Origin of the sequence: Streptomyces genisteinicus, assembly GCF_014489615.1 — a bacterium.
Lineage (GTDB): Bacteria > Actinomycetota > Actinomycetes > Streptomycetales > Streptomycetaceae > Streptomyces > Streptomyces genisteinicus.
Genome location: NZ_CP060825.1, coordinates 985,001 through 1,009,946 on the forward strand (window position 1 = coordinate 985,001; position 24,946 = coordinate 1,009,946).

The window sequence follows — 24,946 nt, forward strand, 5'->3', positions numbered from 1 at the left end:
CGGCGTGCCGATGCCGGGCGTCCCCGACAGTGACGAGCCCTATGTGCTCATCGCCCGTGACCTGGCGCCGGCCGACACCGCGCTGCTCGACCCGTCGCTGGTCCTCGGATTCGTGACCGAGGAGGGCGGGCCGACCAGCCACAGCGCCATCCTGGCGCGGGCCCTCGGGGTGCCCGCGGTCGTCGCCCTGCCCGGTGCGGGGGAACTGGCCGAGGGCACGCTGATCGCGGTCGACGGCAGCACAGGTGAGATCTTCGTGGAGCCGACGGCGGAGAAGCGGTCCGCGATGGAGCGCGCGGCGGCCGAGCGGAAGGCGGCGCTGGCCGCGTCCACCGGTCCGGGCGCCACCTCCGACGGGCACAAGGTGCCCCTGCTCGCCAACGTGGGCGGGCCCGGCGACATCCCTGCGGCGGTCGACGCCGGGGCAGAGGGTGTCGGCCTCTTCCGTACCGAGTTCCTCTTCCTCGACGACAGCAGCCACGCGCCTTCCGAGGAGAAGCAGGTCGAGGCGTACCGCCAGGTGCTGGAGGCGTTCCCGGAGGGGCGCGTGGTGGTGCGGGTGCTCGACGCCGGTGCGGACAAGCCGCTGGACTTCCTGACCCCCGCCGACGAGCCCAACCCCGCACTCGGCGTACGCGGGCTGCGCTCGCTGCTCGATCACCCCGAGGTGCTGCGGACCCAGCTGACGGCGCTGGCGAAGGCGGCCCGCGGGCTGCCCGTCTATCTCGAGGTCATGGCTCCGATGGTGGCCGACCGCACCGACGCCAAGGCGTTCGCCGACGCGTGCCGGGACGCCGGGCTGGAGGCGAAGTTCGGGGCGATGGTGGAGATCCCCTCCGCCGCGCTGCGGGCACGTTCGATCCTCCAGGAGGTCGAGTTCCTCTCCCTGGGGACGAACGACCTGGCGCAGTACACGTTCGCCGCGGACCGGCAGGTGGGCGCGGTGTCCCGGCTCCAGGACCCGTGGCAGCCGGCGCTGCTGGACCTCGTGGCGCTCTCCGCCGAGGCGGCGAAGGCCGAGGGCAAGAGCTGTGGCGTCTGTGGTGAGGCCGCCTCCGATCCGGTGCTGGCCTGTGTGCTGACGGGGCTCGGTGTGACGTCGCTGTCCATGGGCGCGGCGTCCATCCCTTACGTGCGGGCCACGCTCGCGAAGTACACGCTGGCGCAGTGCGAGCGTGCCGCGGCCGCGGCACGTGCGGCCGACACCGCCGACGAGGCGCGGTCGGCCGCGCAGGCGGTGCTGTCCGGCGAGTGATGCCGGGCCGTGGGTGAAGAGGGCTTTCCGCCGGTGGCGGGAGGCCCTCTTCCCTTTCTCCTCCGTCGTCGGTCCGGTCGGGGCAGGACGGGACGGGGTGTCAGTGGTGGTCGTCGGAATCGGTCGTGGTGACGGGGAAGCCCGCGCAGTATTCGACTCCGGGCTCGGGCGGGAGCGGGTCGCCGGTGGTCGCGTCGGTGCAGTAGGCGCTGAAGACCTCCCCCGCGGTGAGCGGGAGGAGGCGCCCCCGGTCGAGCCGCCAGCCGTGGAGGTAGTCCGGGGCGCCCGGCCTGGAGGTGCGCAGGACGACGCCTCCTCGGGTCCGCAGGGCGATACCGGCGGCCAGGACGGTCACGAACTCGGCGCTCTCGTCCGCGTCGACCGTCGCGGCCGCGGTGGTCTCGCCCTCGGCGTGGAGGACGGCGAGGAGGTGCTCGTCGGGTGCCGGGACGCTGCACACGAGGTGGTGGGTGCCGGGGCCGGCCACCTCGAGGAGGCGCATCAGGATGCGGGAGGCGCGGTCGAAGGAAGCGCTGCCGATGTCCTCGCCGCAGTCCGCACAGGTGCCGAGTCCGGTGAGGAGCACGGTCGCGTAGTGCCGGGTGGCGCGGCGGACGGTCGTCTCGACGAGGTGGGGCAGGAGGTCCGCGAGGGGTTCGCCGGTGCAGGGCACGACGGGACCGCGGCGCGCGAGTTCGGCGGTGAAGCGGCTTCTCGACGCGGGGCTGTCGGCGTCCAGTCCGGTGTCGGAGCAGTAGTCGGCGTACTCGTCCGGATCGAAGAGGGCGACCGTGGTGTGCAGGTGCTGGGAGGCGAGGGCGCGCAGCAGCCGGTCGGAGTGGCGCAGGTAGGCGTCGTGGTCGTGGTGGGTGAAGCTGCGGTAGCGGCGCATGGCGCGGAAGTCGCGCGGGTCGGCCAGGATGCCGAGGGTGGCCGGGACTTCGCGGCGCAGGACGCGCCGGATCGCCGCGTCGCCGCCGGGCCGGGTGGTCGGGCCGGTGTGGGTCATGGGGTCCCCCTTGAATGCCGTGTGTCACTGATCACTCACGTTAGGTGAGGGGTCTGACAGTGGGGCCCGAGGGCCGGGCCCGCGCCGGCTGCGCGGGCCCGGGTGCCGCGGGTCAGGCGCGGCTGCGGGCGATGTCCTCGTAGAGGCGGAGGAGTTCGAGGTTGTCGACCGATCCCGGGTTGACGGCCTTGGCGAGCGGGGTGCCCTGGAGGAGGCGTTTCACCGGGACCTCGATGCGCTTGCCGGTGAGGGTGTGGGGAACGCCCGGGACCTCGATGATCTCGTCGGGGACGTGGCGCGGGGAGAGCTGTTCGCGGATGGTGCGCCTGATGCGGTCGCGGAGGCCGTCGTCGAGTTCGGCGCCTTCGGCGAGGTGGACGAAGAGGGGCATCCAGTAGCCGCCGTCCGGCTGCTCGACTCCGATGACGAGCGACTCCCGGATCTCCGGGAGCCGTTCGACGGCTTCGTAGATGTCGGCGGACCCCATCCGTACGCCCTGGCGGTTGAGGGTCGAGTCGGACCGCCCGTGGATGACGACGGAGCCGGTGGGGGTGATCGTGATCCAGTCGCCGTGGCGCCAGACGCCGGGGTACACGTCGAAGTAGCTGTCGTGGTAGCGGCTGCCGTCGGGGTCGTTCCAGAAGCGGATCGGCATGGAGGGCATGGGGTTGGTGACCACGAGCTCGCCGACTTCGCCGACGAGGGGCTTGCCGTCGGGGTCCCATGCCTGCAGGTCGGTGCCGAGGCAGGCGGCCTGGAGCTCGCCGATGTGGACGGGGAGGGTGGGGACGGCGCCGGCGAAGCAGCTGCACACGTCGGTGCCGCCGCTGACGGAGGCGATCCAGAGGTCGTCGGCGACCTCGTCGTGGAGCCAGCGGAAGCCGTCGGGCGGAAGCGGGGAGCCGGTGGTGGCGACGCAGCCGATCCGGGAGAGGTCGTAGTCGCGGGCCGGGTGCACGTCCGCCTTGGCGCAGGCCATCACGTAGGCGGCGGAGGTGCCGAAGAGGGTGGCGCCGGTGGCCTCGGCGATCTTCCACTGGGCGCCGGTGGTGGGGTGGCCGGGGCTGCCGTCGTAGAGGACGACCGTGGTGCCGGTCAGCAGGCCGGAGACGAGGAAGTTCCACATCATCCAGCCGGTGGAGGTGTACCAGAAGAAGCGGTCGCCGGGTCCGAGGTCGCAGTGGAGGCCGAGCTGCTTGTAGTGCTCCAGGAGGATGCCGCCCTGGGACTGGACGATGGCCTTGGGCAGGCCGGTGGTGCCGGAGGAGTACAGGACCCACAGCGGGTGGTCGAAGGGGACGTGCTCGTAGACGGGCTCGGCGTCCCCGGTGGTCACCGCCGACCAGTCGAGGGCTCCCTCGGGGGCGGGTGTGCCGAGGAGCGGGATGTGGACGACGGCCCGCAGCGAGGGAAGTTCGCCGCGGAGTTCCGCCACGGTGCGTGTGCGGTCGTGCTCCTTGCCCCCGTACCGGTAGCCGTCGACGGTGAAGAGGACGACCGGCTCGACCTGCTGGAAGCGGTCGAGGACGCTGCGCGCGCCGAAGTCGGGAGCGCAGGAGGTCCACACCGCGCCGACGGCCGCGGTGGCGAGGAGCGCGGTGACCGCTTCGGGGATGTTCGGGAGGTAGCCGCTGACCCGGTCGCCGGGGCGTACGCCGAGCGCGCGGAGTTCGGCGGCGAGCGCGCCGACCTGGCGGCGCAGCTCGCTCCAGCTGACCGGGGCCGGTTCGTGGGTCTCGTCCACGTGGAGCAGGGCGGGTTCGTGCGCCCGCGCCGGGTCGTCGGCGGTGCGCAGGGCGTGCTCGGCGTAGTTCAGTGAGGCGCCGGGGAACCACTGCGCGCCCGGCATGGACCTGTCGCCCAGGACCCGGGTGAAGGGAGTGGCGAACCGGATGTCGAACCACTCCGCGACGGCGCCCCAGAAGGTCTCGAGTTCGGCCACGGACCAGCGGTGCAGCGCCGCGTAGCCGCCGTCGGCCGGTGCTCCGTGGCGCTCGGCGGCCCAGGCCTGGAAGCGGGTCACCCGGGCGGCGGCGATGCGGTCGGAGTCTGGCTGCCAGAGCGGGGCAGGGTTCGCTGCTGAGGTCATGGGGCGGCTCCCGGGCTGTCTCTCTCTGCGGTGGGTGCGCGGTGTCTGCGCGGCCCGCGGACGAACGGGGTGTGCGCGGACGCGGGCTGACAGGGACGATGCCATGTGATCGTCCTGCGCACCAGGGCTTCCCGTCCCTGGTCGGCGCGGCGGACATGTGCTCCGACCACGGGTGAACGGCAGTTGAACAGCGCCCGCGGCGCGGCGGGCCGGTGGCAGGGTGAGTGCCATGAACGGTCGTGACCTGGTGCGCTCGGTGAAGAGTTTCGGCCCGTTGCGGGGCATGAGGGAGGCGCGCGCGGCGCGGCGGAGCCGTGGTGCCGGGGCGCAGCCGCCGGAGCGCGGCCCGGAGCGGGCGAGGGTGCCGGGTGCGGCGTGCGAGGCGCGGCCGCTGCCGGGCGGCGGAGTGGTCCGCTTCGCTCGCTCGGAGCTGCGGATCGTGGTGGCGGTGGGCGGTGCCGTCTTCTGCGGATGGGACGGGGCGGAGCCGGCGCCCTCCTACGGTCTGGCCGGTGAGCCGCCGGAGCCCGATCCGCGGGCCGGGATCGAGCCCGACAAGGACGGCGGCTGGCGGGTGGTGTCCGAGCGGGTGACGGTCGAGGTGAGCCGGCACGGCGGGGTGGAGATACGGACGCCGGGCGGGGTGGTGCTGCGCCGGGATCTGCCGCCGCGCTGGTGGGAGCCGGTGGCGGGCGGTCCGGCGCGCTGGTCGCTGCGCAGCGAGGTGCCGCCGGACGCGCGGGTCTTCGGGCTGGGCGGCCGGGCGTCCGGTGTGCGGCTGCGGGAGACGGCGTACCGGTTGTGGAACGGCGGCGCGGCGGGTCCGGGGGCGGTGGAGGGTGCCCCGCCGATCTCGATGCCGGTGCAGACCGTGGTGGCCGACGCGGGGACCCATCTGGTGTTCCACGACACCACGTGGGGTGGCAGGGTCACGGTCCGGGAGGGGCAGGAGGGCGCCGGCTCCGGGCACGACCGGCCGGGGACGATCGAGATGCGGATGGACGGCGGGCCGCTGCGCAGTTGGGTGGTGGTGGGTTCGCCGGCCCGGGTGCTGAGCGGATACGCCCAGCTCACGGGTGCTCCGGCGCTGCCGCCGTCGTGGGCGCTCGGCCGTCACCACGCGGGCGGGACGGCCGCGGACGAGCGCCGGGTGCGGGAACTGGCGGAGGAGAGCCGGGAGCGGAGCGTGCCGCTGTCCGCGGTGCACCTGGGCGGCCCGTCGGACGGCGGGGAGCCGTTCGCGCTGGACGGAGGCCTCTTCCCGGCGCTGCCGGCCCTCGCCAAGGACCTGGCCGAGGACGATGTGCGGCTGGTGCGGGTGGTGGACCCGGCGGTGGGCGTGCGGCCGGAGGGCGCGGTCTACGCCGGCGGGGCGGCAGCCGGGGTGTTCCTCAGGGACGCGGACGGCGGGGAGCTGCGGAGCGGAGGCGGGAGCGGCGGGGCCGGCCGGGTGCACCCGGACTTCACGGATCCGCGGGCCCGTGCGTGGTGGGCGGAGTGGTACGAGGACCTGGTGGCCCAGGGCTTCTCGGGTGTGTGGCACGAGCCGGAGGGGCGGGGGCTCGCGGCGGCGGGCGGGCTGCCTCCGGTGACGCCCCGGGTGCTGGAGGGCCGGGGCGGGGACGGCCGGGAGGCGCACAACGTCGCCGGGACGGCGATGGCGCGGGCCGCCTGGGACGGGCTGCGCGGGTGCCGTCCGGCCGAGCGGCCGTTCGTCGTCTCGCGTTCGGGCTGGGCGGGCATGCAGCGGTACGGCGGGGCCTGGTGCGACGAGGTGCCGGAGGGCTGGCCGGGACTGCGTGCCGCCCTCTCGCTGGTGCTGGGCCTCGGTCTGAGCGGCGTGCCCCTCGCGGGGGCGCGCACCGCGACGGCTCCGGATGGGCTCGGCGGGGCGGACGGTGAGCACTCTGCGGAGCTGTCGCTGCGGGGCGTCCAGCTGGGCGCGTATCTGCCGCTGCTGCTCACGGCCGGTGGGCCGGAGGCCGCCGGGCCGTACGCGGACGCGGTGGCGGCGGCCCTGCGTGAGCGGGAACGTCTCCGTCCGTACCTGGTGTCCCTGGCGCATCTGTCCCGGCTGACCGGTGCGCCGATGGTCCGTCCGCTGTGGTGGGGGTGTCCGGAGGACCGTGCGCTGCGGGACTGCGAGGACGCCTTCCTGCTGGGCGACTCGCTGCTGGTGGCTCCGGTGCTGGAGCCGGGGGCGGTGCGCCGGTCGGTGCGGCTGCCGCGTGGGCGCTGGTACGACACGGCGACGGAACGGGTGTTCGAGGGGCCGGGGACCGTGACGCCGGACGCGCCGCCGGAGCGGATCCCGGTGCTTGCGAGGGCCGGGACGGTGTTCGCCGTGCGGGGTGCGGACGGCGCGGTGGAGCTGGAGGTGTGGGCTCCGGCGCCGGGGCGCAAGGGCGGCGGGCTGGTGGTCCGCGACAGCGGTGACGGCTGGGCGGAGCCGGAGATCGAGCGGTACGCGAGCGGCTGGGACGGCGGCCGGGTGGTCGTCGAGCGCTGGGCGGGCGAGGACCGGGTGCCCGTCACCAAGGGGCTGCGGGTGCGTGGTCGGCCCCGCGGGGCGGCGTGAGCGGCCTCCCCTGTCGGTGACGTTGCCCGGGCACGCCGCCCTCGGGAGTGTGGCTCCCTCAGGGAGCGGCGAGGGCCGCGGCGTAGTCGCCGGCGAACCAGCGTCCTGCCGCGACGGTGTGCAGAGGGAACGCGAGCGTCGCCGGTGCGTCGAGCAGGTGCCAGCCGTCGGTCTCGTCGGTGGGCCGCGAGGGCGGCAGGTCGCCCAGGGGCCGCTCGGGCAGGAGTCCGAACAGCAGCAGGTGCCCGCCCGGCGAGCTCAGCGCGTCGGCGAGCCGTACGTCGCCCGCCTCGGCGCGGATGCCGGTCTCCTCGGCCAGTTCGCGGACCACCGCCCGGCGCCAGTCCTCGGCGTGGTCGACGAAACCACCGGGCAGGGCGGTCCCGCCGAGGGCCGGCTGGATGGCGCGGGTGACGACCACGAGTCCGGTCCGGTCGCGGTCGCGGACGGGCAGCAGCGCGACGGCGACCGGCAGGGGGTTGCGGTACGCGGTGAGGCCGCAGGACGCGCAGGTGCGGGGCCAGCCGGCGCCGGCGCCCCAGGGCGCTCCGCAGTTGCCGCAGTAGGAGTCCATGGACACGGGCGGACTGTATCCGATCTCCCTTTCACGGCGGGCCTGTTCCTGGTAGACCGTGGGCCCATGACACGACTGGGAACCGCATTACGGCGGGTGGCGGCGGTGGCCGCCTGTCTGATCGCCGCCGCATCCGTCCCGTCGCCCGCGCAGGCGAAGCCGGAACCGAAGGCTCCGCGGGAGTTCGCCGACCTGCGTGCCGTGGCGCCGACGATCCTGCACGAGATCCGGTACACGGGGCCGCACAACTTCGTCGGTGTGCCCGTCGACGGCTACCGGCGCCCGCTGTGCATCCTGACCCGTCCCGCGGCCCAGGCCCTGGCGCGGGCCCAGCGGACGCTGCTGCGGCAGGGGTACTCGCTGAAGGTGTACGACTGCTACCGGCCGCAGCGGGCTGTCGACCACTTCGTGGAGTGGGCGAAGGACCTCTCCGACGAGCGGATGAAGGCGGAGTTCTATCCGCGGGTCGAGAAGTCGCGGCTGTTCGCCGACGGTTACATCGCGGAGAAGTCCGGACACAGCCGGGGCAGCACCGTCGACCTCACCCTCGTACGGCTGCCGGCGGCCCCGGCGCGACCGTATGTGCCGGGCGAGCCACTGGCCGCCTGCCATGCGCCGCAGGAGGAGCGGTTCCCGGACAACTCCGTGGACATGGGCACCGGGTACGACTGCTTCGACACCCTCTCGCACACGGACGACCCGCGCGTCACCGGCGTCCAGCGGGCCAACCGGCAGCTGCTGCGGGGGGTGCTGGCCGCGGAGGGCTTCGTGAACCTCCCGGAGGAGTGGTGGCACTTCACGTACCGGCCCGAGGTCTTCCCCGACACGTACTTCGACTTCCCGGTGACGGAGCGGTCGCTGCGGGGGCATGGGGGCTGACGCAGGCTCGGAGCGGGGTTACCGTGCGGTCATGACGCAGCGCACGTTCGATTCCTACGAAGAATTCTGGCCCTACTACGTCGCGATGCACTCGCGGGCCGCCACCCGCTGGGTGCATCTGACGGGCACCCTGACGGGGCTCGCGATCACCGCCTACGGGTTGGCGCGCGGGCGGCTGCGGTACGCGGCCGCCCTGCCGCTGATCGGCTACGGCACGGCGTGGCCCGCGCACTTCCTGATAGAGAAGAACAATCCGGCGACCTTCGGGCATCCGGCGTGGTCGCTGCGCGGCGACGCGCAGATGATCCGGATGATGCTGGCGGGCCGGGACGCGGAGCTCGCCGAGATCGCCGGGAAGTGGCTCGCCGAGAACGGCTGAGACCCCGCCGCAGCAGCGGAGGGGCTCCGGGAACGCGCGGTCCGTACCCCGGTCGGTGGGGGTACGGACCGCGTGCCGCCGGACGCACGGTCCGGACCGGCCGGGCGGCGACCGGGCGGACCGGGCCGGGTGGTGACCGGCCGGCCCGGATCGCGCGTGACCGGCTCAGGGGGTGTCGGTTCAGATGGTGACCGGCTCAGGGGGTGTCGGTTCAGGTGGCGACCGGTTCCCTGGCCTGGTCGACGCGTGCGAGGGCGTGTTCGACGACGGCGACCAGGATCTGCTTGACCGACTCGCGGTCACGCGCGTCGCCCACCAGAAGCGGCACCGCCTCGTCCAGGTCCAGCGCCGCCCTCACCGTCTCCGGGGGGAAGCGGTCCGTTCCCTCGAAGCAGTTGACGGCCACGGCGAAGGGGATGCCCCGGCGTTCGAAGTAGTCGACGGCGGCGAAGCAGTCCTCCAGACGGCGGGTGTCGGCGAGGACCACCGCCCCCAGCGCGCCCTGCGCGAGCTCGTCCCACAGGAACCAGAACCGGTCCTGGCCCGGCGTGCCGAACAGATAGAGGATCAGGTCCTCGCGCAGGGTGATCCGCCCGAAGTCCATGGCGACCGTGGTGGTCGTCTTGCCCTCCACGCCCGAGACGTCGTCGACGGGGCGGCCCACCTCGCTGAGGGACTCCTCGGTGCGCAGCGGGCGGATCTCGCTCACCGCGCCGACCAGCGTGGTCTTGCCCACGCCGAAACCACCCGCCACCAGGACCTTCAAGGTCACCGGCTCGGCCGCCGCGGCGGACCGGCGGCTAAAGCGCCCGAAGGCCATTGATCACCTCGCGCAGAATGCTCACGTCCGGCAGCTCGGCCGGGGGGACGGGACGGGTCACGTGGACGAGCGCGTCGTCCACGAGGTCGCCGACCAGGACCCGGACCACGCCGACGGGCAGGTCGAGTCCGGCGGCGAGTTCGGCGATGGACTGCGGTGTGTCGCCGCAGCGTTCGACGATCTCGACGTGTTCGGGCGAGAGCGTCTGGTCGTGACCGGGGTCGCCGGTCGCCGCGTCGGGGACCACCAGGGCGATCAGGTCCAGCCGCAGCCGGCTGTCGTGCCCGGTCCGGCCGCGGGTCATGGCGTAGGGGCGGACCACCGGACCGGCATCCGCGTCGATCCAGTGGTGCGGCGTGTGAGCTCTTCCGGCGGAGTCACTCATGGCTGCCGTCACCCTCCGGCGGCCGGTCCGGTCCGGGGTGCCGTGACGAGGTGGGCGCCGACCCGCTTGACCATGAGCGTCATCTCGTAGGCGACCTGGCCCACATCGGAGTCGGAGTCCGCGAGCACGGCCAGGCAGCTTCCGTCGCCGGCGGCGGTCACGAAGAGGAACGCCTCGTCGAGCTCGACCACCGTCTGCCGGACGCGTCCGGCGTCGAAGTGGCGGCCGACGCCCTTGGCGAGGCTGTGGAATCCGGAGGCGACGGCGGCGAGGTGCTCGCCGTCCTCACGGGTGAGGTCGCGGGAGGTTCCGGTGGCCAGGCCGTCGCTGGAGAGCACCAGCGCCTTGCGGATGCTGGCGACGCGCTCGACGAGTTCGTCGAGGAGCCAGTTCAGCTCCCCGGAACCCCGGACGGCGGCGTGTGCGCTTGCTGCGGCGTGCGGTGCGGTCATCGACCGTCCCCCTCAGATGTCGTTCCTGGTGCGGTCCGGCGTGGGCCGGAGGTGCGGTCGGTACCGGGGGCGGCCCCGGACTCGTCTGCGTTCTGTCTGCGGCCGCGCTGCCAGCCCCGCTGCATCGACGCCATGCGGGCGCGGACCTCTTCGGCGTCCCGCTCCTCGCCGCGCGCCGCGGCGGGTTCGGGGGTGGGCTCGGCGTCCGCGGTGCCGCGCAGCTGCGGGACGAGGCTCGCCTGGCGGACGCGGCGGGGCAGGCCGCCGATCGTCGCCGGGCCGTCGGCGGCGGGGGCGGCACCGGATGCCGTCGCGCCGTCGCCGGGTGCGGCGTGGACGCCGCCGGCCGCGTGCGCGCCGTCGGCGGGCGCGGCGAAGGGGCCCGGGGCCGCGGGACCCTGCGCCGGGGGCCGTCCGGCAGGCGGGACCGCGGCGAACGGGCGCACCCGTTCCCGGCCGTCCACAGGGCGTGCCGGCAGCACCGGGCCGGACCCGGGGGCGGCCGGGGGCAGCGGGTGCGCGGTCCCGCGTCCGGCGCGGGACGGTTCCGGAGCGGCGTCGTCCTGCTCGGAGTGCGGGTGGTGCCGTCCCTCGGCACCCCGGTCGTCGATCCGCCGGCCGTGGTCGGCGACGAGCGTCGGCGGACGGCGGCGGGGCAGGGGTACCGGGCCGAGCGGTGGCGTGGCGGCGGGCCCGGGCTGCCGGTGGGCGCCGTGGTCGCCGTCGCGCGGGAGCGAGCGGGCGCGGAAGATGCCGCCCCGTGCGCTCTCGGTGTCGTCGATGTCCCCGAGTCCGGCGGGAGTGCCGGTCCCGGGACCCGGTTCCGCCGCGGCACCGGTCTCCCGTGCGCGGCCCCGGTCCTCGGGGCCGAGGGGCGCCTCCAGCTCGACGGGGCCGTCGAGCAGGGCGGCCGCGGCCGGTCCCGGCGGGACCTGGGAGAGCGCGAGCCTGCTCTGCTCGCGTCGTCCGGCGGCGCTGTCGCTCTTGCGGTCGAGCCGGAAGCCGGTGCCCTGTGTCTCGGGAGCCTCGGTGAGCAGGGCCGCCGGGATGAACACGACGGCCGTGGTGCCTCCGTACGGGGACTGCTGGAGCGAGACCCTGACGTTCTGGCGCTGGGCGAGCCGGCTGACGACGAAGAGTCCGAGCCGGTCGGTGTCGGAGAGTTCGAACTCGGGTGTCTCGGCGAGCCGCAGGTTGGCGTCGAGGAGCGCGTCCGGGGTCATGCCGAGACCCCGGTCGTGGATCTCCAGGGTGAAGCCGTTGGCGACCCGCTCGCCGTGCACCTGCACCCCGGTGTGGGGCGGCGAGAACACCGTGGCGTTCTCCAGGAGTTCGGCGATCAGGTGGGTGAGGTCGGCTACGGCGGGACCGCCGACGCCGATCCGCGGCAGCCGGCGGACCTCGATGCGTTCGTAGTCCTCGACCTCGGCGACGGCCGCGCGCACGACGTCCATCAGCTGGATCGGCTTGCGCCACTGCCGCGAGGGGGCCGCGCCGGAGAGGATGACGAGGCCTTCGGCGTGGCGCCGCATGCGGGTGGTGAGGTGGTCCAGCCGGAACAGGTCGGCGAGTTCCTCGGTGTCCTCGGTGCGGCGTTCCATGGTGTCGAGCAGGGTGAGCTGCCGGTGGAGGAGGACCTGGTTGCGCCGGGCGAGGTTGACGAAGACCTCGGAGACGCCGCGCCGCATGTCGGCCTGGCGCACGGCGGCCTCGACGGCGGCACGCTGAAGGGTGTTCAGGGCCTGCCCGGCCTGGCCGATCTCGTCCTGGTCGTACTCCAGCCTGGGGGCCTCGGTCTCCACGTCGACGTGCTCGCCCGCCGCCAGGCGGCGCATCACGCTCGGCAGGCGGACGCCGGACACCTCGTGCGCCTCCTTGCGCAGCCGGGAGAGGTCGCGCACCAGATCCCTGCCGATGCGGACGGACACGATGACGGAGACGAGGAGGGCGAGGAAGCCGAGCACTCCGGCCACGCCGGCGCGGACGAAGACGCCGTAGGCGGCGGGTTCGATGCGGTCGTGGTAGCGGTCGCCCGCCTCGACCGCTTCCCGGGAGAGGTCGTCGAGGACCGGAGTGGCGGCTTCCTCCCACCGTTCGAGCTCGGCGGACGGCAGCCCCGTGTCCGGGCCCGCGGCGATGATCCGCTCCTCGGCGGCGCGCAGCGGAGCGGTCTCGGGGCTGCGCCAGTAGGTCTTGACGATCTCCCGTTCCCTGCCGGGCAGGTTCTCGAGGTTCACCTCGTAGTGGAGCTTGCGCTGCGCCACCAGGTCGCCGATCGCCCGGATCTCCGGAGCGGTCACCTTGCGGGTGGTGAGTGCGGAGGCGACGAGGGCGTCCTCGCGGGCGAGCATCTCGCGGGCGCGCAGGAGGCCGAGGATGGCGCGGCCCTGGCGCTCCATCTCGGGGTCGTTCAGGGCGCGGACGGTCGCGAGGAAGGTGTAGGAGGGGTCGACGAGGCCGTTGTAGAACGTCAGGGCCTCGGCCCGGGAGACGGTGTTGCCGTCGACGGACCGGCGCAGGGCGGCTATCCCGTCCAGCGCGTCGAGCACCGCGGTGAGCTGCCGGGACGTCTGGCCGGTCATGTCGTCGCGCACGGACTGCCGCGCGGCGGCGGCGCGGATTTCGGCGACGGCCGCGTCGGTGGCGTCACGGCGGGTGCGCAGGGCGGGCACGGCGTCCGAGGCGCGGCGGTCGGCGAGGTAGACCAGGGTCTGCCGGCGCTCCTCCTGGAGCAGCACGGTCATGTCCTCGACGGGTGTGCCGACGTTCTCCGCGACGGCGGTGGCGTCCAGCAGCTGACCGGCCTCGCGGCCGGTGAGGACCGTCGCGAATCCCCAGAGCGCGGTGAGCGACACCAGGGGCACAAGCAGCAGCGCCACGATCTTCCGGCGGATCGACTTCCCGCGAAAGCGCATGGCCTCCCCCTGCTCAACCCGGCCCGGCGCGGCGGGTGTTCCGTCAGCAAACGGCGTGAGCCTACTACTGGAGGAGTGACAACCCGAAGACACGTCCGGGACGATTTTCGGCCTTCCGGGAGGAGCCCGATCCCGGGATGTCCCGCTATTCACGGAGTTGGCGTTCGCGATTGCACGCCCGAGCCGCGATCGCTCACCGCATACCGGACGCGCGCAGTTGGCCGGAAGTCTTCGGCTTCCGCAAACCCGGGGGAATCTTCACACGGCGTCACTCGTCAATACGTAGGGGAAGCCACGCCGGTTCAGTGCAGGCGGGCATTCGGTCCGGTCCGGCCGGGATTCGGTCCCGTCCGGCCGGGGATTCGCTCCTGGCCGGGCATTCGGTCCGGCCGGGTCGTCGCTCCGGACGGCCACAGCCTGCCGTCACCGGCCCGCCGTCGCCAGGACCGGAAGGGACGAGCGAGGACGGGCGGCGAGTAGGCCGTTCGATTCCGGGCAGCCGATTCCAGGCGGCCGAATCCGGGCAGTCACCCTGAAGTCGGACAGAGGTGGGGAGTGACACGATCCATGGACACGGACGAGCGTCGCACGGCGACGGCCGAGCCGGGTTCCGCAGGGGAATCCTCGGCACGGCAGGACGTACCGGCTCCGCGCGGTTCGCGGACCGCCGCGCCGTCGCGGCCGGAGCGCGGGGGCGGCCCGGAGCAGGAGGACATCGGCGCCCACCCGCTGTGGACCGACGAACCGCACGGCACCCGGCGGATGGCCGACCCGGTGCGCACGGCCGCCGTCCGCGCCGTGATCGTGGCGTCCGTGACGCTGACGCTCGCGATGACCGCGTTCCTGCTCACCCTCACCGATTCCTGGCTGGCCTTCCCCGCCGTGCTGGCCAGTGTGGGCGGCACGGTCGTCGCGACCTGGGCCGTGCTGGACGTGTGGGTGACCCGCCAGGTGTGGAACCAGCGCAACGGGGTGGTCTCCGTCCCGAGCAGCACCGCCCGGCAGTTGCGGCGCGAGCGGCGCCGGGAGCGGAAGGCTGCGAGGACCGCCGCCCGCACCGCCGCCCGGATACGGCGCCGGGGCGCGGGCAGCCTGTCGGAGGCGTGAAGGCGCCTCTCCCGGGAGCGGGTGCCGGTGCGGTACGCGGCGGCACCGGCGCGCGGCCGGGGAGGCGCACGGCCCGGGAGGCCCGGGGGCCGTCCGCCCCGCGGGCCGGCTGCCGGGGAGCCGCTCGCTACGCGGGACCGGCCGGGTCCGGGGCCGGCGTCCGGTCCGTGCCCGCTGGGGCAGCCGCCGTGACCGCCGGTCCCGTCGTGGTCTCCGAGGCGTCGGGCGCGGCGGGCGGCGGGACGGTGCCCCTGCGGTACATGCGGGTCGCCGTGATCTCCCCGTGGACGGTCTCCCCGGCGGGGTCGATCTGGGGCAGCCCGGGACGCAGGTGCTCCTCGACGCTGATGTACTTCAGCCCGGCCCGCAGGTCGGCGTCGTTCCGGAGCCGGATGACCAGGGGGAACTCCGCCAGGGCCGTGGTGTCGAACAGTCCCGTCGTGTAGAGCAGCTGGACCCCGAGCGCGTCCGACACCGCCCGCTGGAGCTCCAGGAGATACGTCGCGTTGGCCCGGCCGATCGGGTTGTCGAGGAAGAGCGTGCCCGCGTGCCGGTGCTTGTCCCGGCCCCGGTCGTTGCTCCGCAGGGCGGCCATCGTGCAGTAGAGCGCGATCGCCGCGGTGAGCAGCTGGCCGCCCGAGAAGACGTCGCCCATCTGCCCCACCGGGACCCGCTCGGCACGGAGCACCGCGTCCGGCTTGAGGATCTCGACGGCGATGCCCTTGGGCTGGAGCGCCGCCTGGACTCCGCGCAGCAGCAGGGACATCCCGTCCCGCCGGCCCTCGCCGTACGCCGCCGCGGCGTTCTTCTTCACCGCCGCGCGCGTCGCCTCGTCGATGACCTCGCCGAGGCGTTCGGCGAGGGTCGCCTGGTCGGGCTCCTCGAAGCGGATGCGCAGGAACTCCTGCCCCGACCACTCCCCCAGTCCCTCCGGCAGGCGGGACAGCCGCTGCGCCGAGCGCAGCGTGGCCAGCGACGCCTCGACCAGGCCGCGCAGGCGGTCGACGATCGTGTCGCGGTTGCGTTCGAGCTGGGCCAGCTCGTCGGTCAGGACCCGCAGCCGCGGGGCGAAGGCCTCGGCCCACCGGGCTGCGTGCTCCGGCAGCGCGGCGGCGGGCAGTTCGCGGATCTGCTGGCGGGCGGGCGTGCGCACCTGCTCGTAGCGGGTGGAGTTGGCGTGCCGGACGAGGACGTCGCTCGCCTCGCGGACCGCGCTCTCGGCCACCGAGAGGTCGGCCGCGCAGCCGCGCAGCGAACGGCGCGCCTCGGCCGCGGTCCTGCGGGCCTCCTCCAGACCGCCCGGATAGGGCTCGGGGGCCTGTGCGGTCTCCTCGTCCGGCTGATGGTCCCTGAGCAGGTCGCGCAGCAGGGCGGCGGTCTCGTCGAAGCCGCCCGCCGCGTCCTCCGCCGTGCGGTGTGCGCGCAGCAGCCCCGCGTGGGCGGCCCGGGCCGCATCGAGCGCGTCGGTGCGGGCGGCGAGCTCCGCGGAGGCGGTCCGCAGCAGGCTCTGGGCGTGCCCGGCGTCGGAGGGGACGAGGTCGTCGGGCAGCTCGGTGTGGATCCCGCCGTCTTCCGGGGCCAGCCGCTCGGCCTCTCCGCGCAGCCGGCCCAGTTTCTCGCTCGCCTCGGACGCGCGGGTCTCCAGCATCTGCACCAAAGACTCGGCGCGGGCCGCGGCCGCCTGGCGCGAGGGTCCGTCGGCGCCGTCGGTGCCCTCCAACAGCTGGGCGGCCCGGGTGCGGACCTTGTTCGTCAGCCGGTCGAGCTCGGCGAGAGCGGCGCTCTCGTCGCTCTCCGCGCGGGCCTGCTCGGCCCGCAGGTCCGCGCCGACACCCACCTTCTCGTAGAGCTGGGACGCGGCGCGGTACGCCTCGCGGAGCGTGGGCAGGGCGGTGCGGGGAGCGTCGTCGTCGGGCAGGTTCTCCGGGGCGCCCGCGATCTCGGCCCGCTCCGCACGCAGCGCGCGGGCCGTGCGCCGGGCGTCGTCACCGGCGCGCTGCGCGGCGCGGCGGTCCTCGTCGGCGGCCTTGGCGCGCTCCAGGAAGGCCGCCGCCCGTGCCTCCGACTCGGCCGCTTCGTCGGCCAGTTCGCGGAGCCTGACCTGCCAGCCGGCTCGCTCGCGCAGCCGGAAGGCGAGACCGGCCAGGGCGTCGGCGGCCCGGCGGGCGCGCTGGGCGGCCTCCTGGCGCTCGTCGCGGATCCGTGCGGCGTCCGCGGCGGCCTCGTCCGCCTCGGCCCGTGCGGTGCGGGCGGCGTCGAGCAGTTCCCCCGCCTCGGCGGCGGCTTCGCGGGCCGTGCCGGCGGCGTCGGCGAGTTCGGCGAGCATGCCCTGGGGGCAGTCCTCGCGCCAGGCCGCGATGCGTGCGCCGAGTGCGCGGTCCCCGGCGAGCCGGGCGGCGAGCGTGCGGATCTCCTCGTCGCGGGCGGCGGCCCGGGCCCGCAGGGCGTGGCGCTCCTCGTCGGCGGCGTGTTCGTCGTGCATCGCCGGGTTCGGCGGGACGAGGAAGACGTCCGTGCCGGCGGCTCCTCCCGACGGGGGCACCGGCGCCAGCAGAGCGGCGGCGGTGCCCACGGCCACGGCGGAGCGGGGCAGCAGGGCCGCCCCGGCCAGTACCTCACGGGCACGGGTGTGGGAGTCGGGGTCGGTGACGACGACACCGTCGACGAGTTCGGGACGGGCCGCCAGGACGGCCGCGTGGTCCGCCGGGTCGACGGACTGCGCGAGGTAGCGCCAGCCCGGCAGGGCCGGGATGCCGTGCTCGCCGAGGTACTCGACGGTGGCGAGCACGTCCGGGGCGGGCGGCAGCAGTCCTCCGTCGCCGAGCGCGCCGAGGATGCGGGCGTCGTCGGCGGCGGCGGTCCGCAGGTCGAACAGCTGGCGTTCGGCGGAGGCGACGGAGTCGTCGAGGAGTTCGCGCAGTTCGTCGGCGAATCCGTCGAGCTGCTCGGCGGTCAGCCTGCCGTGCCCGGCGCCGTCGCGCCCGGCGGTGGCCGCGGGGCGTCCGTCGGGCGCGTCGTCGTACGGGCCGCCCGGTGCGGTGCCGACGGGGGTGCGCGGTCCGGGGAAGGGGGTGGGAGCGTCGCCGCCGGGCAGAGCGGCGGGCCCGGTCCCCAGCAGGTCGGCGAGGCGTTCGTCCTCGGCGATGGACTCGGCAGCGCGGCGCTCCGCGTCGTGGGCGTGGTCCGCGGCGCGCGCCGCGTCCTCGGCGCGGGCGGCGGCGAGTTCGGCGCGGGACTCCGCGCCGGCCGCTTCCCTGGCCCGTTCCGCCGTGGCGCGCGCGGCGTCCCGGGCCGTGTCCCACGCCTCGACGGCGGTGCGTTCCGCGTCGCTGGCGGCGAGCGCGGCGCGCGCCGGGTCGGCGTCGGGGGCGGTGTCGTCGAGCCAGCCGGCGCGTACCGCTTCGGCGATCTCCTGCTCGACCTCGGCCAGCCGCTGGCGCAGGTGTCCGATCTCGCTCCGGGCGCGCTGTGCCTCGGTGGCGGCCACGGTGGCGTCGCGGTGGGCGGCCTCGCCGGTCTCCTGGAGGGCCCGGGAGCGCTCCTCCTCGTCGTTGGCGAGGCGCTCGCCGTCCTCCGCCGCCGCGTGCAGGGCGCGGACCAGGTCTCCGGCGGCCTTGGCGCGGGCGGCCAGGGCCGGGGCGGCGTCCCGCTCGGCCTCGCGGATCGCTGCGGCAACGCGTGCCGAGCGGTCGCCGGCGGCGCGGTGGCGCAGCACCGCTTCGGCGGCCTGCCAGGCGGAGTGCAGGGTGCGGGCGTCGATGAGTTCGCGGCGCTGGGAGGCTGCGCCCTTCTCGGCGGCGGTCAGGGCGAGCGAGGCGTGCCGGTAGGCGAGTTCGGCGGCGACGAGGGAGCTGTGGCCGCGTGCCGCCTCGGTGTCGGTGACGCCGTGGGCCGCTTCGGCGACCTGCTGGGCGAGTTCGGCAGCGAGTCCGCGTTCGTCGGCGGCGCGGGCGGTGAGGCGGCGGGCGAGTGTCCGGGTGCGGCGTTCGGCCGCGGTGTGGATGTCGCGGGCCCTGGCGCGGGCTGCGGCGGCGTCGACGATCCGGCCGAGCAGGTCGACCGAGCCGGCGGTGAAGTCGCGCTCGGCGGTGAGTTCGGCGCGGCGGCCCAGCTTGTTGCCGAAGCCGCTGACGAGGTCGGCGAGGCCGTCGGTGTCCCGGGTGTCGGTCACCGCGCGCAGCAGCAGGTCGGTGAAGTCCGAGTCCTTCTTCACGGCGAAGAGGCCGGCGGCCTCGCCCTCGTCGGCGTTCATCTCGCGCTGGTAGCGGAACAGCTCGGGGTCCAGACCGATGTCCCCGAGGTGCTCGTTCCAGCGGTCGTGGATCTCCTCCCAGTACACGTCGAGGTGGGGGTAGGCCTTGGCCGCGTCGGTGACGGCGTCCCGGAAGCCCTTCATGGTGCGGCGGCGGCCGCGGGCGCCGGAAGCTCCCTCGACGGGGGGACGTACCGATGTGGCCTCGGCGACGGGCAGGCTGTCGAGGCTCAGTCCGGGGCCGGGGCGGAAGGAGTACCAGGCTTCGGCGAACTTCCGGGGGTCGTTGGACACCTGGCGGCCGCGCCACTCGCTGACCTTGCCGACGACGACCAGCTCGCCGGTCTGGGTGTGCTGCCACTCCAGGGCGACGTGCCCGCAGTCGTCGGCGAGCAGGAACTTGCGCAGTACGCCGGAGCTGGCGCCGCCGAGGGTGTTGCGGTGGCCGGGGAGCATGACCGAGAAGATCAGTTTGAGGAGGACCGACTTGCCGCCGCCGTTCTCCAGGAAGAGGACGCCGGCGGGCGCGGGGCGGCGCGGCGGGCCGACGGGCTCCTCCTCGAAGAACTCCGCCTGGGTGGGCGCGGGGTGGGGCACGGGCGCGCCGACTCCGCGCAGGTCGAGCACGGTGTCGGCGTAGCGCGCACCGGCGGGGCCGATGGAGTAGAGGCGGACCCGGGACAACTCGTACATGGCGGCGGACTCTCAGTCTTCTTCGTCTGGCGTCGTGTTGCTCGGTGGAACGGGGTGGGGCCCGGTCGGCGGGCTCCGGTGTGCGGTCACGCGGGGCGGGGGCCCCCTATGCCGGCGGAGGTCTCCGGAGGCACCGGCCGGCGGTGCCCTCGCGTCGCCTCCCGTGGCGGCGGACGGTGGCCGCCGGGGCGGAGGGCGGTCATGAGTGGAAGGGCAGGCCGGCGTCGGCGGCGAGTTCGAGGTCGTCTCCGCCGTGCGGCGCGACCAGCGTGGCGGTGCCGTCGCTCACCGGGACGACGCCGAGTTCCAGCAGTTCGGCCATGGCGGCGCTGCCCGCCATGTCGCGGACCTGGAGCTGGTAGCGGGCGGTGGTCCGGTAGGCGCCGCCCGCGTCGTCGCCGGTCCGCTGGAGGAAGCCGGAGTCGGTGAGGAAGCCGACGGCCTTGCCGATGATGCCGGTGGTGGACCCGGCGAGCCGGCGGGCGTCCTTGGTGGCTCCCGTGGTGCTGCGGCGCGCGTACACGCGCCAGGCGGCTTCGAGGCCGGGCGCGTCGGTCGCCGGGTCGGTGTTCTCGCCGTCGGCGTCGGCGCGCTCCTCCAGGCGGCGGCAGGCCTGGCGGACGAAGGCGTCGACGCCGTTGACCGTGATGCGTCCGATGTAGCCGTCGTCGGCGAGGTCCTCGGGCCGGGGGAAGGCCATGGCGGCGACGGCGAGGTGGGCGAGGCCGTGGAGGAAGCGGTCGGCCGATTCGGAGGAGGCGCGGCGGGCGTAGTCGCCCATCCTGACGGCGAAGACGGAGTCCTCCGCGGCGGTGACGGCCATGCCGGCGCGGGGCGAGACCTCCAGGACGACCAGTCCGAGACCGGTGGCGACGGCGTCCGCGAGCCGTGCGAAGCCGGTGTCCTCGCGGTAGCGGCGCAGCAGTTCGCCGTACTCGGCGTCGCGGGCGGGGAGCAGTCTGGGCTGCAGCCCGAAGGAGACGAGGCGGGCGGCGTCGGCGGCGTCGGCGGGCGTGAGGGCCCCGGAGGCGTGGCCCTGCTGGGTCATCGGTCCGGCCGGAGGCCCCTGGGGGGTGACCGGGTCGCTCCACGCACCGGGGTGCTCGGCGGAGTGGTCGCTCACGGGTGGGGCTCCTCGGGGGTGGTCGTGGCGGCTCGTGCGGGTGCGGCGCCGGGCACGGACGCGGGGGCCGGGGCGGCGTGCCGTCGGCGGACGGGGGTGCGGGGGCCGGGGGTCATGTGCCCTCCGAGCGGTCCGCCGCCATACCCGCGGCGTCCAGCAGGGCGGTGCCGACGATGAGGTCGGCGCCGCCGAACTCGGGGTCGTCGAGGGGTGTGCCGTCGTCGACGGCGAAGAGCAGCCGCTGCTCGCCCTGCCGGTAGGCGGTGCCGACCGGCGGGCTGGCCGCGTGGACCGCGAGCAGGGCGACGAGGTAGGGCAGGTCGGGATCGCGGCGCCGGGCTTCGGCGAGCAGGCCGGAGAGCCGGCGGGGTGCGTCGTGCTCCAGGTCGAGGAGTTCGCGCGCGCTCGCCAGCTGCTGCTCGCTGAAGCGGCTGTCGTCGGGGGTGGCGATGAGATCGGGTTCGGGCATGTGGGCGCCGAGGTGTTCGCGTTCCACGGGCGGGGTGAGCAGCATGTCGATGAGGTCGCCGACGCGTACCGACACGGGGGTGCGCAGGCCGGTGCCCCGGGCGAAGAAGGCGTCGGTGACCCGCCCGGCGGACCGCACGGGCAGCGGGAGGAGCGGCGCGAGCAGCTGGCCGTAGAGGTCGAGTCCGGTGCGGGAGGTGGGGCGGGCGAACGCCTGGCGGTCCTGTTCGGCGCGGAACAGGGGGCCGGCCTCCAGCAGCCTGGACTGGAGCTGGGTGTGGCGTCTGATGCAGTCCTTGACTATGTCGACGAGCTCGGCGGCGCGGCGCTTGTGCTCCGCCATCTTCGGGTCGTTGCCCGCCTCTGCCTCGTCGCGCGCCTTGCGGATGTTGGTGAGGATGGCGTTCTCGTGGCGGTAGCGGTCGGCGACGTGGTCGAGCGCCTCGGCGATCATGTCGGGAACCGTGTTCAGCCAGTCGACGGCGCGCACGTTGCGCCGGGTGGCCTCCAGGGTGCGGCGCAGGGTCTCCGAGTACTGCACGGTGCGGTAGCGGGCCTGTTCGGCGGCGAGCTGCGCGTCGGCGAGGCGGCCGCGGCTGATGAGGATCTCCAGTTTCACCTCCGCCGCGATCTGTGCGCTGGTGACGTCCGTGTCGAGGGCGCCGACGAGCACGTTGACCGCTTCGTCGGTGGTCCGCAGGTAGACGCTGCCGCCGTAGCCGGGGACCTCCTCCACGAGTTTGAAGTCGTAGTCGCGGCGGGTGTAGACGCCGTCGGGTCCGAAGGTGCCGTAGACGGCGCGGAATCCCCGGTCCACGCTGCCGACGTTGATCAGGTTCTCCAGGACCCAGCGCGCGACGCGCTCGTGCTCGGTCTGCGGGCGGGCGGGGGCCTGGGCGGCGACGCGCGGGAGGAGCCTGGCCACTATCTGCTCGTGGTCGGCGCCCGTGTCGAAGTCCATGTTGAGCGTGACGAGGTCGATCGCGGCGAGGGCGACCTCGGCCATCGAGTAGACCGAGTACTCGCCCGCCAGGTTGGCCTTGCGGACGTCGAGGTCGTGCAGCGGGGCGGTGCACGCGAGCGCGCGGAGCCGCCGCGCCAGCCCTTCGTCGGCGGCCGGGCCCTGCGCGGGCCGCGGCCCCGCGCTGAGCTGGGGCGGAACGAATTCCGTGGGGGCAGGCGAAGTCACGGTGCACAGATTAGGTCCTCGCACCGACAACGGTCGAAACGGCGCAGAAGCGACCGTGCGGCTACGCTCCGTCCGCCTCGCGCCGCCCGGCCACCAGACCGGCGTACGCCCGCACCAGCTGGGACCGGGAATCGTCCAGGTAGTCGGCGAGCAGCCGTTCGGCGGTGGTGCGCTCCCCGGCGCGGAGGGCGTCCAGGATCGCGCGGTTGCGGACGAGGTAGGGCTGGTGGAGCCCGCGGGGGTCGTCGACGACGTGGAAGGCGAGGCGGAGCTCGGCGAGGACGCTGCGCATCAGTTCGTCGGTGCGGGCGCTTCCGGCCAGGGCGACGAGTTCGCGGTGGAAGTGGATGTTCGCCGTGGAGACGCCCTTCCAGTCGCTGTCGCGCGCCGAGCGCTCGCCGTCGCCGACGGCTTCCTCGAGGCCGGTGAGCCGGTAGGGCGGTTCGCCCAGCCCTTGGACGACGGCGCACTCGACGAGCTGCCGGGTGCGGTAGATGTCCTCGACGTCCTGGACGGCGAGCTTGCGCACGAAGACGCCGCGGTTGAGCTCGTGGACGAGCAGGCGTTCGTGGGTGAGCAGGCGGAAGGCCTCGCGGAGGGTGTTGCGGGAGATGCCGAGCGCCTTGCCGATGCCGTCCTCGGAGAGGCGGTCGCCCGGGGGGAAGTAGCCGTCGGCGATGCGGGACCGCAGGATGTCGGCGACCCGTTCGGCGGTGCTCGTGCGCCCCAGCAGGCCGCGGTCGTCGGCCAGTCCGCCGGTGCCGTCGCCGTCCTCACCGTGCACGGGCTTCGTCGTCCCCACGCCATCCCTCTCTCCCGGCCGGTCTCCCGGCCGGCGCTCTCGTCGGAGCGCACCGGCGCACCCGGCGCCAATCGTATAAGCCCGAACGACCCCACACGCCCCTTGTCGGATCGTTGAACAATCCCCTACGTTGTCGTCACCGCCCGGATACACAGACGAACTCTCCGCGCCCCTCCCCCCTCCGCGAGGTGATGATGAGCACGACCCAGGCACCCCAGGTCCACGGTCGACAGCCGGACGACACCGGCGCGTTCGGATGGCTCCGCGCCCTCGGCCCGCGCGGTCGCCGCGCCTTCGGCGGCGCGTTCGGCGGGTACGCACTCGACTCCTACGACTACTTCACCCTGCCGCTGAGCATGGTGGCGATCTCGGCGTACTTCAGCCTCGACAACGGGCAGACCGGGCTTCTCACCACGGTGACGCTGGTCGTCTCGGCGATAGGCGGGGTACTGGCGGGGATACTCGCCGACCGCATGGGCCGGGTGAAGGCCCTGATGATCACGGTGATCACCTACGCCGTGTTCACCGTGCTCTGCGGCTTCGCGCCCAACTACGAGACGCTGCTGGTCTTCCGCGCCCTCCAGGGCCTGGGCTTCGGCGGCGAATGGGCGGTGGGCGCCATCCTCGTCGCGGAGTACGCCTCGGCCAAACACCGCGGGCGCACGCTCGGCGCGGTACAGAGCGCGTGGGCCGCCGGCTGGGCACTCGCCGTCCTCGTCTACACCCTGGTGTTCCACTTCCTCGACCCGGACACGGCCTGGCGGGTCATGTTCTGGACGGGCGCCCTGCCCGCCCTGCTCATCGTCTACATCCGTCGCAACGTCAGCGACGCCCCCCACGCCGAGGAACTGCGCCGCACCAGCAGCGAACGCGGGTCGTTCACCGCCGTCTTCCGCAAGGACCTGCTGCGCGTCACGCTCTTCGCCACACTGCTGTCGACCGGTGTCCAGGGCGGCTACTACACACTGGCGACCTGGGTGCCGACGTACCTCAAGACCGAGCGCGGGCTCACCGTCGTCGGCACGGGGAGCTATCTCGCGTTCCTGATATCCGGGGCCTTCGTCGGCTACCTCACCGGCGGCTACCTCACCGACCGCATCGGCAGGAAGAACAACATCGCGCTGTTCGCCGCCCTGTCCGCGGCGGGCATCCTCGCCTACACCAACATCCCCTCCGGGGCGAACGGTCTGCTGCTCGTCCTCGGGTTCCCGCTCGGGTTCTGCATGTCGGCCATCTTCAGCGGCTTCGGCTCCTACCTGAGCGAGCTGTACCCGGCCGCGGTGCGCGGCACCGGCCAGGGCTTCACGTACAACAGCGGCCGGGCGGTCGGCGCCTTCCTGCCCACCCTCGTCGGGTTCCTCTCCGACAGCTGGGGCGTCGGCGGCGCCCTCGTCCTCGGCGCCGCGGGGTACGCCCTCGCCGCCCTGGCGCTCACCGGACTGCCGGAGACCCGCGGCAAGGAGCTGACATGAGCGCCCCGGCGACGCACGCCGCCGCGCACGGTTCCTCCGGCGCGAGGGCCCGCCGGGACGACGACCCGTCCCGCTGGTCGGCGGCCGGGGCCCCGCTGCGGCACGTGGGACAGGGCCGGGGCCTGCCCGTGTACGTCACGGACCGGCCGTGCCGGCCCGCCGGGAGACTGCGGGGACCGATGGCCGTCTCCATGCGGCCCGTTCCCGCCGGGCTGCTCTCCGCCACGGTCACCCGCAGTGCCATGATGCCCTCGGTGCACGGTGACCCGGTGCACATCGGGGACCCGGCGGCGCTCGGCACACGGGACCCGGAACGCCCCGACGTCGGCGACCCGGTGGACGCGGCGCCGGGTGGCGTCCCGTACCTCCGGGGCGTGCGGAGTGACCCCGCACACCGCCCTCACGGCGTCACGGCCGCCGTTCGCCCTCACCCACGCGCCCGGCCGCATGGCCGTCACGGACACCCGTGACGAGCACGACCGCGTGGCCCGACCGACAGGAGGAT

The 24,946-nt window shown here is 74.6% G+C and carries 17 protein-coding genes and 1 pseudogene (1 of these 18 only partly in view); 7 read left to right on the forward strand and 11 right to left on the reverse strand.

The window, feature by feature from the left end:
* A protein-coding gene (gene ptsP / locus IAG43_RS04330; RefSeq protein ID WP_187739431.1) for a phosphoenolpyruvate--protein phosphotransferase crosses the window boundary here: on the forward strand, nt 1-1,255 show its 3' portion. The gene continues 416 nt to the left of window position 1, outside the view; only the last 1,255 of its 1,671 coding nucleotides appear in the window; its start codon lies off the left edge, out of view; it ends in the stop codon at nt 1,253-1,255.
* A gap of 100 nt (nt 1,256-1,355) precedes the next feature.
* On the opposite strand, the gene IAG43_RS04335 is transcribed toward ptsP, so the two are convergent.
* Nucleotides 1,356-2,264, reverse strand: coding sequence for a hypothetical protein (locus IAG43_RS04335; protein WP_187739432.1), 909 nt, complete (start codon nt 2,262-2,264; stop codon nt 1,356-1,358).
* Between the two features lie 112 nt (nt 2,265-2,376).
* Complete coding sequence (locus IAG43_RS04340) at nt 2,377-4,353, reverse strand: acetoacetate--CoA ligase (protein ID WP_187739433.1); 1,977 nt, start codon at nt 4,351-4,353, stop codon at nt 2,377-2,379.
* 229 nt (nt 4,354-4,582) lie between these two features.
* Between IAG43_RS04340 and IAG43_RS04345 the strand changes: the two genes are divergently transcribed.
* Nucleotides 4,583-6,931: a glycoside hydrolase family 31 protein gene (locus IAG43_RS04345; RefSeq protein WP_187739434.1), complete on the forward strand. Its 2,349-nt coding sequence runs from the start codon at nt 4,583-4,585 to the stop codon at nt 6,929-6,931.
* A 58-nt stretch (nt 6,932-6,989) separates the two neighbouring features.
* Here the strand turns inward: IAG43_RS04345 and IAG43_RS04350 are convergent, their stop codons facing one another.
* Nucleotides 6,990-7,505, reverse strand: a complete 516-nt coding sequence (locus tag IAG43_RS04350; protein WP_187744290.1) for an NUDIX domain-containing protein — start codon at nt 7,503-7,505, stop codon at nt 6,990-6,992.
* 66 nt (nt 7,506-7,571) lie between these two features.
* Here IAG43_RS04350 and IAG43_RS04355 point away from each other — a divergent pair, with 66 nt between their 5' ends.
* Together IAG43_RS04355 and IAG43_RS04360 are read left to right on the forward strand one after the other, a co-directional pair.
* Nucleotides 7,572-8,384, forward strand: coding sequence for a M15 family metallopeptidase (locus IAG43_RS04355; RefSeq protein ID WP_187739435.1), 813 nt, complete (start codon nt 7,572-7,574; stop codon nt 8,382-8,384).
* A gap of 31 nt (nt 8,385-8,415) precedes the next feature.
* A complete protein-coding gene (locus IAG43_RS04360; protein ID WP_187739436.1) occupies nt 8,416-8,763 on the forward strand; it encodes an Mpo1-like protein in 348 nt (115 codons plus the stop codon).
* 211 nt (nt 8,764-8,974) lie between these two features.
* Here the strand turns inward: IAG43_RS04360 and IAG43_RS04365 are convergent, their stop codons facing one another.
* From IAG43_RS04365 to IAG43_RS04380, 4 genes are read right to left on the reverse strand one after another with little or no spacing between them, the layout of a single operon-like run.
* Nucleotides 8,975-9,583 (reverse strand): GTP-binding protein, encoded by a 609-nt coding sequence (locus tag IAG43_RS04365; protein WP_187739437.1) that lies wholly within the window; start codon nt 9,581-9,583, stop codon nt 8,975-8,977.
* Complete coding sequence (locus IAG43_RS04370; RefSeq protein WP_187739438.1) at nt 9,564-9,968, reverse strand: DUF742 domain-containing protein; 405 nt, start codon at nt 9,966-9,968, stop codon at nt 9,564-9,566. Before IAG43_RS04370 ends, IAG43_RS04365 begins: the two co-directional genes overlap by 20 nt.
* A gap of 8 nt (nt 9,969-9,976) precedes the next feature.
* On the reverse strand, nt 9,977-10,420 hold the full coding sequence (locus tag IAG43_RS04375; protein ID WP_187739439.1) for a roadblock/LC7 domain-containing protein: 444 nt from the start codon (nt 10,418-10,420) through the stop codon (nt 9,977-9,979).
* The gene (locus IAG43_RS04380; protein ID WP_187739440.1) at nt 10,417-13,335 is read right to left on the reverse strand and encodes a sensor histidine kinase; all 2,919 of its coding nucleotides are present in this window, start codon (nt 13,333-13,335) and stop codon (nt 10,417-10,419) included. Before IAG43_RS04380 ends, IAG43_RS04375 begins: the two co-directional genes overlap by 4 nt.
* Before the next feature lie 567 nt (nt 13,336-13,902).
* Between IAG43_RS04380 and IAG43_RS04385 the strand changes: the two genes are divergently transcribed.
* Nucleotides 13,903-14,442 carry a hypothetical protein gene (locus tag IAG43_RS04385; protein ID WP_187739441.1) on the forward strand — a complete coding sequence of 180 codons (540 nt, stop codon included), beginning with the start codon at nt 13,903-13,905 and terminating at the stop codon, nt 14,440-14,442.
* Nucleotides 14,443-14,569: 127 nt separating this feature from the next.
* On the opposite strand, the gene IAG43_RS04390 is transcribed toward IAG43_RS04385, so the two are convergent.
* From IAG43_RS04390 to IAG43_RS04405, 4 genes are all read right to left on the reverse strand, one after another.
* Nucleotides 14,570-19,387 carry a hypothetical protein gene (locus IAG43_RS04390; RefSeq protein WP_187739442.1) on the reverse strand — a complete coding sequence of 1,606 codons (4,818 nt, stop codon included), beginning with the start codon at nt 19,385-19,387 and terminating at the stop codon, nt 14,570-14,572.
* Between the two features lie 199 nt (nt 19,388-19,586).
* The gene (locus IAG43_RS04395) at nt 19,587-20,510 is read right to left on the reverse strand and encodes a hypothetical protein (RefSeq protein WP_187739443.1); all 924 of its coding nucleotides are present in this window, start codon (nt 20,508-20,510) and stop codon (nt 19,587-19,589) included.
* Nucleotides 20,511-20,622: 112 nt separating this feature from the next.
* Nucleotides 20,623-22,167: a hypothetical protein gene (locus IAG43_RS04400; protein ID WP_187739444.1), complete on the reverse strand. Its 1,545-nt coding sequence runs from the start codon at nt 22,165-22,167 to the stop codon at nt 20,623-20,625.
* A 61-nt stretch (nt 22,168-22,228) separates the two neighbouring features.
* Nucleotides 22,229-22,969: a GntR family transcriptional regulator gene (locus IAG43_RS04405; protein ID WP_246574069.1), complete on the reverse strand. Its 741-nt coding sequence runs from the start codon at nt 22,967-22,969 to the stop codon at nt 22,229-22,231.
* 194 nt (nt 22,970-23,163) lie between these two features.
* Here IAG43_RS04405 and IAG43_RS04410 point away from each other — a divergent pair, with 194 nt between their 5' ends.
* Nucleotides 23,164-24,441, forward strand: coding sequence for an MFS transporter (locus IAG43_RS04410; protein ID WP_187739445.1), 1,278 nt, complete (start codon nt 23,164-23,166; stop codon nt 24,439-24,441).
* Nucleotides 24,442-24,518: 77 nt separating this feature from the next.
* Nucleotides 24,519-24,930 (forward strand): annotated as a pseudogene (locus IAG43_RS04415) (D-glutamate cyclase family protein); the annotation flags it as partial.
* Between the last annotated feature and the right edge of the window lie 16 nt (nt 24,931-24,946).